The sequence below is a fragment of the Arthrobacter sp. Bi26 genome, from assembly GCF_918697925.1.
In the GTDB taxonomy this organism is placed as follows: domain Bacteria; phylum Actinomycetota; class Actinomycetes; order Actinomycetales; family Micrococcaceae; genus Arthrobacter.
On the sequence record NZ_CAKKMF010000060.1, the window covers coordinates 24,085 to 32,559 of the forward strand.

The window sequence follows — 8,475 nt, forward strand, 5'->3', positions numbered from 1 at the left end:
TTCAGGTGGCCTTGCGGGTGAAACTTCGTCGTACGCGCCGGGTGTGGCGCCATTGCCGGATGGCGGAGCCGATGCTCGGCGCCACCACCGAGACGATCAGCAGCAGCCCGGTAACCGTGATGAGGACGACGTCGGACACCCGGGCCAGGCGCAGCGCATAGTTCAGCGTCCCGATCAGCAGGACCCCCGCGATCACGCCGGGAATGGAGCCTTTGCCGCCGAAGATCGACACGCCGCCGAGCAGGACAGCGGCGATGACAGCCAGTTCCAGGCCGGAGGCGTTGTCACTGCGGGCACTCGTGTAGCGCAGCGTCCAGTAGATGCCGGCGAGCGCAGAGACGGCGCCGGATCCGACGTACAGCCAGAACTTGCTGCGGGCCACGTTGATGCCGACGAAGCTGGCGGCTTCCTTGCTGTAGCCCATCGCATAGAGCCCCCGCCCGAACGGCGTGAAGTGCAGCAGCACGCCGAAGAAGACGACCACCACGACCACGCCGATCATCACCGTGGGGATCCCGGTGCCACCGATCTTGGAGGTGAAGAAGGCAGTCAGCGCCTTCGGGAAGTTGGCCACGGCGTTGTCGCCGATGATGACCAGTGCCAGGCCGCGGAACAACGCCAGGGTGCCAATCGTGACCGCCAGGGACGGCAGTCCGAGGACCGCGATCAGGAAGCCGTTGAACATGCCGGCGGCAATTCCTGCCAGCAGGCTGATCGCCAGGACCAGCCAGATGTCCATCCCGCCGGCCCAGAGGACGCCCATCAAGGCGCTGGTCAGGCCGGCCGTGCTGGCCACGGACAGATCGATCTCGCCCGTGATGATGATCAGCGTCATCGGCATCGCAATCAGCAGGACCGGGATCACGTCCAGGAGCAGGAAGCCGGTGGTCACCGGCGAGGCGAAGCGCGGGATCGCGATGGCCGCGTAGATCAGGAAAGCAATCAGGGCGTAGATGGTGATGGCGTCACGGCCGGTAAGGATCCGTGCGGCGCCGGTCCGGCCCTTCGGTTCGCTGGCCAGCGGCTTGGTGTTGTCAGCCACGGGAGCCGGCGCCGTGCTGGTGGTGGACGTGGTTTCAGACATTGCGAGCCTCGCTAATCCGCAGTTTCTTGGCTGTGCGCAGGCTGGCCACGCGGTCGATGATGATGGCGGTGAGGATCAGCACGCCGACGATCGCCTGCTGCCAGAATTTGTCCACCCTGAGGGCGGTCAGGGAGCTGGTGATGGTGGTCAGGAGCACGGCGCCGAGGGCGGCCCCGGTCACCGATCCGCTGCCGCCGAAGATGGCCACGCCACCGACGACGGCGGCCGCCACCACGGTCAGTTCCATGCCGGTGCCGGTGGTCGCGCCGACCGAGTTGAAGCGGCTGGCGTAGAGCACGCCGGCCAGGCCGGCGAGCGCCCCGTTGGCCAGGAAGGCCAGGAACACGCGCTTGGAGACCTTGATGCCGAAGGCTGTCGCCGCGTCCGGGTCCGAGCCGATGGCGTACAGGTCACGGCCCGGGCGGGTGCCGGACATGTAGACGGCCACGGCGATCACGACGACGATGGCCAGCAGCGTGATGACGGGGAACCCCAGAAAGGTGTTCACCGAGAGTGCGCCGAACTCCTCCGGACGATCGCCCGCGAAGAACTGCTTGCCGCCGGCCCAGGCGTTGTTCAGGCCGCGGTACACGTAGAGCGTCCCGAGCGTGATGACCAGGGCGGGGACTTTGGCCAGGGTCACCAGGGCGCCGTTGAAGGCGCCGAGCAACGCCCCGAAGGCCATACCGATGGCAAACACTGCGATGATCGGAACGCCGGGCACGGCCGAGAAAATGGAGCCGGTGCCGAAGGCGACCAGCCCCAGCATGGAGCCGACGGAGAGGTCGATGTTCCGGGTGATGATCAGCAGGGTCTGCCCTACCGCCAGAATCATGATGATCGTGGCGTTGAGCAGCAGGTCCTTCACGCCTTGGGCGGTGAGGAACAGCGGGTTGATCAGGTAGGTGACGAGTACCAGCAGTGCCAGCGCGATCAGCACGGGGAGTTCGCGCATCCGCAGCACCGCAGCGACGGCGCCTCGGGCGCCGGCGGCGGGCGCCGTCGTCGTTGCGTTCTTGTGGTCCAGAGCTGAGCTCACAGGGTTCCTCCTGCGGAAGATGTGGCGGCGTGCATGACCGATTCGGGGTTCGCATCGGCACGGTCGAGTTCGGCGGTGATCCGGCCTTCGCGCATGACCAGGACGCGGTCCGCCATGCCGAGGACCTCGGGCAGTTCGGAGGAGATCATCAGGATCGCGATCCCGCGCCCGGCGAGGTCCGAAATGAGCCGGTGCACCTCGCTCTTGGTGCCGACGTCGATGCCGCGGGTGGGCTCGTCGATGATCAGCAGCCGCGGGTCCGTGGCCAGCCACTTTGCGAGCACCACCTTTTGCTGGTTGCCGCCGGAGAGCGTGGAGACGGCGTACTCCTGCGAGCCGGTCTTCACCTGGAGCCGTTTGCTCCACTCCTGGGCGGCGCGCCGCTCGGCGGCACCGTTGATCAGCCCCGCCGTCGTGTATTTGTTGCGCAGCGTGAGCGTGACATTCCGGGCCACGGACAGGTCCATCACGAGGCCCTGCTTGCGGCGGTCCTCCGGGACGAAGCCCATGCCGGCAGTGATGGCCGCCTGGGCATTGCGGGGCCTGAGCTTGCGCCCGTCGAAGGTGATGGCGCCGGCGTCATAGGGATCGATTCCGAACACGGCACGGGCCACCTCGGTGCGGCCGGCGCCCACGAGGCCGGCCAGCGCAACGATTTCCCCGGCGCGGACCTCGAAGCTGATATCGCGGAACACTCCTGCGCGGCTGAGCCCGTCCACTTTCAGGACGACATCGCCGATCTCGGCAGGGGCTTTGGGGAACAGGGCGCCGATGTCACGGCCCACCATCTCGCGAACGATCCGCTCCACGGTGACGTCTGCTGTCCGGTGGGTGGAGATGTACCGGCCGTCCCGCATGACGGTGATGCGGTCGCAGAGGTCAAAGACCTCATCGAAACGGTGCGAAATGAAGAGGATGCCGGTCCCGCGGTCCCGGAGGCTCCGGGCCACGGCAAACAGCCGCTCCACCTCGACGCCGCTGAGGGCTGCGGTGGGCTCGTCCATCACCAGGACTTTGGCGTCCAGCGAAATGGCCTTGGCGATTTCAATGATCTGCTGGTCCGCGATGGACAAGCCCTCGGCGATGCGGGTCGGGTCGATGGGAACGCCAAGGCGTTCGAACAGCTTGTGCGCTTCCCTGACCATCGTCGCCTTGCTGATGAGCCCGAAGCGGCCCTTGGGCTGGCGGCCAACGAAGATGTTCTCTGCGACACTCAGGTCCGGAAAGAGTGTGGGCTCCTGGTAGATGACGGAAATTCCGGCGTCCTTGCTCTCGGCTACATTGCGGAACTGGACGCTCTGGCCCGCCACCTGGAAGTCGCCGGAATCGGGATGGTGCAGGCCGGCGAGGATTTTCACCAGCGTGGACTTGCCGGCGCCGTTCTCCCCGACCAGCGCGTGGATTTCGCCAGCCTCGATGTTGATGGTTCCATCGGCCAGGGCGACCACCGGGCCAAAGGTCTTGGCTGCGTGTGAGAGCGAGAGAACCGGAACCGGTTCCCCCTCGGAGGGGCCGGACCGGGAACTGTATGTCTGCTGCATAAAATTAACCGCACCTTTGGGGCTTAGTGAGCACTGCCTTGTTGAACACAGCAATGAATCGTTTCATAACCAGCTGTGATTTGAATCATAGGGTCTTCAAATGGACACGTCAACTGCTGTCAACCATCCGTGACGCAGCTTTTGATTCGTTTCAATGAAAGGGTTCAAAGTAGACCCCGGACAGGTATCCTGAAGTGAGTATTTTGCGTATGCGCCGCCTAGCCCCAAGGGCTGCGGCGTCCACCTTCAGGAGCACAGGAAATGGTTTCAGCGAGCGTCAAGGACGTCGCGGCCCTGGCCGGCGTCTCGGTCGGGACGGTCTCCAATGTGCTGAACCGGCCGGAGAAGGTCTCTGCCGAAGTCACCGGCAGGGTCCAGTCCGCCATCGACAAGCTCGGCTTCGTCCGCAACGACGCCGCGCGCCAGTTGCGCGCCGGCATGAGCCACAGCATCGGCCTGGTGGTCCTAGACGCCGCAAACCCCTTCTTCACGGATCTGGCCAGGGGTGCAGAGGACCGTGCCACCGCGGAGAATTTAACGGTCCTCGTCGGAAATAGCAATGAGGATGAGGGCCGGGAATCCGCCTATCTGGATCTTTTCGAGCAGCAGCGCGTGCGGGGCGTACTGCTGTCCCCGGTAGGAAATGTGATCCCCCGGCTGGAGCAGCTCCGGCGCCGGGGCATCCCGACGGTGCTCGTGGACCGGCAGACAGAGAACCTGAGCTTCTCCTCGGTGGCCGTGGATGACCTGGCGGGCGGGGAGATGGCTGCAGCCCACCTGTTGTCGCTGGGCCGGCGGCGGATCGCGTTTGTTGGCGGCCCGGCAAGCATCCGGCAGGTGGCGGACCGTTTGGCAGGGGCCCGGAAGGCCGTCGACGCCGTTGCGGGTGCAGCCCTCGAGGTCATCGCGACGGAATCCCTGACCGTGCTTTCGGGAAGGGCAGCCGGCGAGTCCATCCGGTCCCGGCCCGAAGCCGAACGCCCGGATGCGATCTTTGCAGCCAACGACCTGCTGGCCATAGGTGTCCTCCAGGGCCTGATGCTCATGGGCGGCGTCAACGTGCCGCAAGAGATCGCCCTGATCGGCTACGACGACATTGAGTTCGCCGCCGCCGCCGTCGTACCCCTGTCCTCCATCCGGCAGCCCAGCGCCCTCATCGGCTCCACCGCACTGGAATTGCTGCTCCGGGAAGCGGCAGCCGAGGACGGATTTGCACCCACCCAGGTGGTCTTTCCGCCCGAACTGATAGTGAGGGCATCCACGCAGGGCTGACAGGAGGCCCCGATGGGCAGCGCAGACTATGAGTTCCGGCGCCACCACCGCCACATTTGCCGATCTGACCGCCACTTGGCTGAGCCGGCACCCAACCCGCACTCCCGCAGCCCGCAGGGACCCACACCGGAGCGCCTCGCGTCTAGACGCCTGCACAACAGAACGAGAGGGCCTCATACATTTGACCATTGAGACGGGGGCCATTTCACGGTTAGCTGGATCACATCCTCGCTTGCCCGTAACCGTTCAGGACTCCTCATGACATTGCAGAATAACCGGCCCTCGGGCCGCGCCACGGAATGGGACGACGTCGAGATCGGCGACGCCGTCCACCTCCGCCGGGGCGGCCGCCTCGAGCACGCGGGCCGTGTAGACAACCGCACCGCCGACGGCGCCGTCGTGTGGGTGGTGTCCAAGGCCGGGCACCGGAAGCTGTTCCACGTCGCCGACGGCTTCGAACTGAGCGTGGCAGATCCCGAAGGGGCCCGCCATGCTGACAACTGACCGCCAACCCGCCCTGATGCAGCAGCCGAACTCCGCGTCCGGCGTCGCAACGGGGACGAGCACCTGGGCAGCCGGCTCCGCCGCCTCCTGCCCGGATGACTGCCACTACTGCTCCGGCCCCGAGACCGACTAGCAGCAACGGCTCCCCTGCGCCGCGGCCGCAGGGGTCCGCAGGAGCAGCTGACCTCGGCCGATGCCCGGAAATCACAATCCGGGCATCAATCGGGCTCCGCCGCCGTGGCATCGTTGACTAAGGCAACGGCGGGCATAATGGTTGAGCCATGAGGTCTCAGCGAATGAAGCACGCACTGGTTGTGACAACGGCTGCCGCGGCGGCCCTCCTGCTCGGCGGCTGCGGGGGCAGCTCGACGCAGACCCAGCCGGCCACGTCCCCGCCCACCCCGTCGGCCAGCGAAACAAGCCAGCCCGCGACTTCCGGTGCCGCAACGGAATCCTCTGCGGCCGCCGCAACCTCGCAAGCGGCCCAGGCCGGCCCCGCACTGTGCAAGGCCGGTAGCCTGACCGCCACCACCGACTCCTCGGGCGGCGGCGCCGCGGGCAGCGTCTACATGCAGCTAATCGTGACCAACTCCGGCACCGAACCGTGCCTGCTGAAGGGCTATGCGGGCGTCTCCCTCACGGCCGGGGCCGACGGCGAGCCGATCGGCGCCGCCGCCACCCGCGACGACTCGACCCCGGTCACCGATGTCCTGCTCGCCCCGGGCAAGGCCGGCGCCGCCACGCTGCGCTACACCCAGGCCGCCAACTACCCGGACTGCACCCGGACGCCGGCGGCAGGACTCCGGGTCTACCCGCCCGATGACACCGATTCGCTGTTCCTCGCGCAGCCGCTGGACGCCTGCGCCAACACGGAGATCAACCTGCTGATCATCGGAGCTTTCCAGCCCAAGTAACGCCGGGCCCCCGCGTCTCTGCTCGCGCCCGCCACGGTGCTTTCGCCCTCCTGGGGCCGCCGGGCCGCCGTGATCGGGCCCGGCTAATAGTGTCGGTGGGGTAGGGCATGATGGAGGAATGAAGGGGCAGGAGCTCGCCGGCGGCACACTCTCGGCCGACGCCATGGACCGGTTCAGCCGACCGACCCGGGACTGGTTCCTGGGCGCTTTTTCCGCGCCCACCCCGGCCCAGAACGGCGCCTGGAATGCCATCTCCTCCGGTGCGCACGCCCTCGTGGTCGCCCCCACCGGTTCCGGCAAGACTCTCGCCGCGTTCCTCTGGGCGCTGGACCGGCTGCTGGTCTCCGCCCCCGCGGAGCCCGAGCCCCTGCCCGGCCTGGACACGGCGGCCAAGGGCGGGCGCCGAACGGCCGCGCGGATTAATTCAGCCCAGCGGAAGGCAGCCCAGCGGAAGACCCGAGTGCTGTACATTTCCCCGCTCAAGGCTCTCGGCGTCGACGTCGAACGCAACCTCCGCGCACCGCTGATCGGCATCACGCAGACCGCCAAACGCCTGGACCTGCCCGCCCCGCTCATTACCGTGGGCGTCCGGTCCGGGGACACGACGGCGTCCGACCGCCGCTCGCTGCTCAGCCACCCGCCCGATATCCTCATCACCACCCCGGAATCCCTCTTCCTGATGCTGACGTCCAAGGCGCGCGAAACCCTCAGTGAGGTCGACACGATCATTGTCGACGAGGTCCACGCCGTCGCCGGGACCAAGCGCGGGGCGCATCTGGCGGTGTCGTTGGAACGGCTCGACGCGCTGCTGCCCAAGCCCGCCCAGCGCATCGGGCTTTCGGCCACCGTGGAACCCAAAGAGCTGGTGGCTCAGTTCCTCGCCGGATCGGCGCCGGTGGAAATTGTGGCCCCTCCGTCGCGGAAGAACTGGGACCTGACCGTCTCTGTACCTGTGGAGGACATGTCCGATCTCCAGGGCGCCGCCGGCGCCTTCGATTCCGGCCCGGCCTCCGGGCTCCAGCCGCAGGCGTCCATCTGGCCCCATGTGGAGGAAAAGATCGTGGACCTGGTGCTGGCCAACCAGTCCACCATCGTGTTCGCGAACTCCCGCCGCCTCGCCGAACGGCTGACCGCCCGGCTCAACGAGATCTACGCCGAACGCCAGCTCATGGCGGCCGGCGGCGACTGGACCGAGTTTGGCGCCGGAGCTCCGGACTTCGACGCCGTGCCGGCCGCAGTGCCGAAATCAGTGCCGAAATCGGTGCCAAGTACAGTGCCCAACGCCGTGCCGCCCGGCGGTGCCGCTGCACAGCCCACGTCCACCGCCACACCGGCCCACATGATGGCCCAGGCAGGCAGCACCGCCGGCGCCGACCCCGTGCTGGCCCGCGCGCACCACGGTTCCGTGTCCAAGGACCAGCGCGCCTTGATCGAGGACGACCTGAAATCCGGCCGCCTGCGCTGCGTGGTGGCCACGTCCTCACTCGAGCTTGGCATCGACATGGGTGCGGTGGACCTGGTGGTGCAGGTCGAGTCGCCGCCCTCGGTGGCCAGCGGCCTGCAGCGGGTGGGCCGCGCCGGCCACCAGGTCGGCGAAATCTCCCAGGGCGTCCTGTTTCCGAAGCACCGGGCAGACCTCGTCCACACAGCCATCACCGTGGAGCGGATGCTGGACGGCAAGATCGAGCGGCTCAGCGTGCCGGCCAACCCGCTGGACATCCTGGCCCAGCAGACGGTCGCCGCCACCGCTCTGGGTGCCATCGACGTGGAGGAGTGGTTCACCACCGTCCGGCGGTCCGCGCCCTTCGCCTCACTCCCCCGCTCCGCGTTCGAGGCCACCCTGGACCTTCTGGCCGGACGCTATCCCTCGGACGAGTTCGCGGAACTGCGGCCCCGTGTCATCTGGGACCGGAACGCCGGGACCATTGAGGGCCGTCCCGGCGCGCAGCGGCTGGCCGTCACGTCCGGCGGCACCATCCCGGACCGCGGGCTGTTCGGCGTTTACATCATTGGCAGCGAAGTCGAGGGCACCGGCGGTTCGGGGTCAGGCGGGGGCGGCTCCTCCGGCGGTGCCAGTGCGGCCGGCAGGGCAGCCAGCCCGGCCACGGCAGCCGCCAAGGG

At 67.6% G+C, this 8,475-nt stretch carries 8 protein-coding genes; 5 read left to right on the plus strand and 3 right to left on the minus strand.

The genetic code is table 11. From position 1 onward, the window contains the following. Position 1 precedes the first annotated feature (1 nt). The 3 genes from LQV16_RS15740 to LQV16_RS15750 are packed head-to-tail and all read right to left on the minus strand — an operon-like array spanning position 2 to position 3,664. A complete protein-coding gene (locus LQV16_RS15740) occupies positions 2 to 1,084 on the minus strand; it encodes an ABC transporter permease (protein WP_229994840.1) in 1,083 nt (360 codons plus the stop codon). Then, the gene (locus LQV16_RS15745; protein ID WP_229994841.1) at positions 1,077 to 2,123 is read right to left on the minus strand and encodes an ABC transporter permease; all 1,047 of its coding nucleotides are present in this window, start codon (positions 2,121 to 2,123) and stop codon (positions 1,077 to 1,079) included. The genes LQV16_RS15740 and LQV16_RS15745 overlap by 8 nt, the downstream gene beginning before the upstream one ends. Further along, the gene (locus tag LQV16_RS15750; RefSeq protein ID WP_229994842.1) at positions 2,120 to 3,664 is read right to left on the minus strand and encodes a sugar ABC transporter ATP-binding protein; all 1,545 of its coding nucleotides are present in this window, start codon (positions 3,662 to 3,664) and stop codon (positions 2,120 to 2,122) included. The genes LQV16_RS15745 and LQV16_RS15750 overlap by 4 nt, the downstream gene beginning before the upstream one ends. Positions 3,665 to 3,925: 261 nt before the next feature. On the opposite strand from LQV16_RS15750, the gene LQV16_RS15755 reads away from it, so the two are divergent. The 5 genes from LQV16_RS15755 to LQV16_RS15775 all read left to right on the plus strand — a co-directional run. After that, a complete protein-coding gene (locus tag LQV16_RS15755) occupies positions 3,926 to 4,936 on the plus strand; it encodes a LacI family DNA-binding transcriptional regulator (protein WP_229994843.1) in 1,011 nt (336 codons plus the stop codon). A 258-nt stretch (positions 4,937 to 5,194) separates the two neighbouring features. After that, positions 5,195 to 5,440: a hypothetical protein gene (locus tag LQV16_RS15760; protein ID WP_229994844.1), complete on the plus strand. Its 246-nt coding sequence runs from the start codon at positions 5,195 to 5,197 to the stop codon at positions 5,438 to 5,440. Continuing rightward, on the plus strand, positions 5,427 to 5,573 hold the full coding sequence (locus LQV16_RS15765) for a hypothetical protein (RefSeq protein WP_229994845.1): 147 nt from the start codon (positions 5,427 to 5,429) through the stop codon (positions 5,571 to 5,573). Before LQV16_RS15760 ends, LQV16_RS15765 begins: the two co-directional genes overlap by 14 nt. Positions 5,574 to 5,736: 163 nt before the next feature. Next, the gene (locus tag LQV16_RS15770) at positions 5,737 to 6,354 is read left to right on the plus strand and encodes a DUF4232 domain-containing protein (RefSeq protein WP_229994846.1); all 618 of its coding nucleotides are present in this window, start codon (positions 5,737 to 5,739) and stop codon (positions 6,352 to 6,354) included. 118 nt (positions 6,355 to 6,472) lie between these two features. After that, positions 6,473 to 8,475, plus strand: a 2,003-nt coding sequence (locus LQV16_RS15775) for a DEAD/DEAH box helicase (RefSeq protein WP_229994847.1), incomplete at its 3' end; no start/stop codon positions are given.

Bases quoted from the DNA above. Each gene is read 5' to 3' on its own strand.
- LQV16_RS15750 (WP_229994842.1), bottom strand. From the start codon at position 3,664: ATGCAGCAGACATACAGTTCCCGGTCCGGCCCCTCCGAGGGGGAACCG.
- LQV16_RS15770 (WP_229994846.1), top strand. From the start codon at position 5,737: ATGAAGCACGCACTGGTTGTGACAACGGCTGCCGCGGCGGCCCTCCTG.
- LQV16_RS15755 (WP_229994843.1), top strand. From the start codon at position 3,926: ATGGTTTCAGCGAGCGTCAAGGACGTCGCGGCCCTGGCCGGCGTCTCG.
- LQV16_RS15740 (WP_229994840.1), bottom strand. From the start codon at position 1,084: ATGTCTGAAACCACGTCCACCACCAGCACGGCGCCGGCTCCCGTGGCT.
- LQV16_RS15765 (WP_229994845.1), top strand. From the start codon at position 5,427: ATGCTGACAACTGACCGCCAACCCGCCCTGATGCAGCAGCCGAACTCC.
- LQV16_RS15760 (WP_229994844.1), top strand. From the start codon at position 5,195: ATGACATTGCAGAATAACCGGCCCTCGGGCCGCGCCACGGAATGGGAC.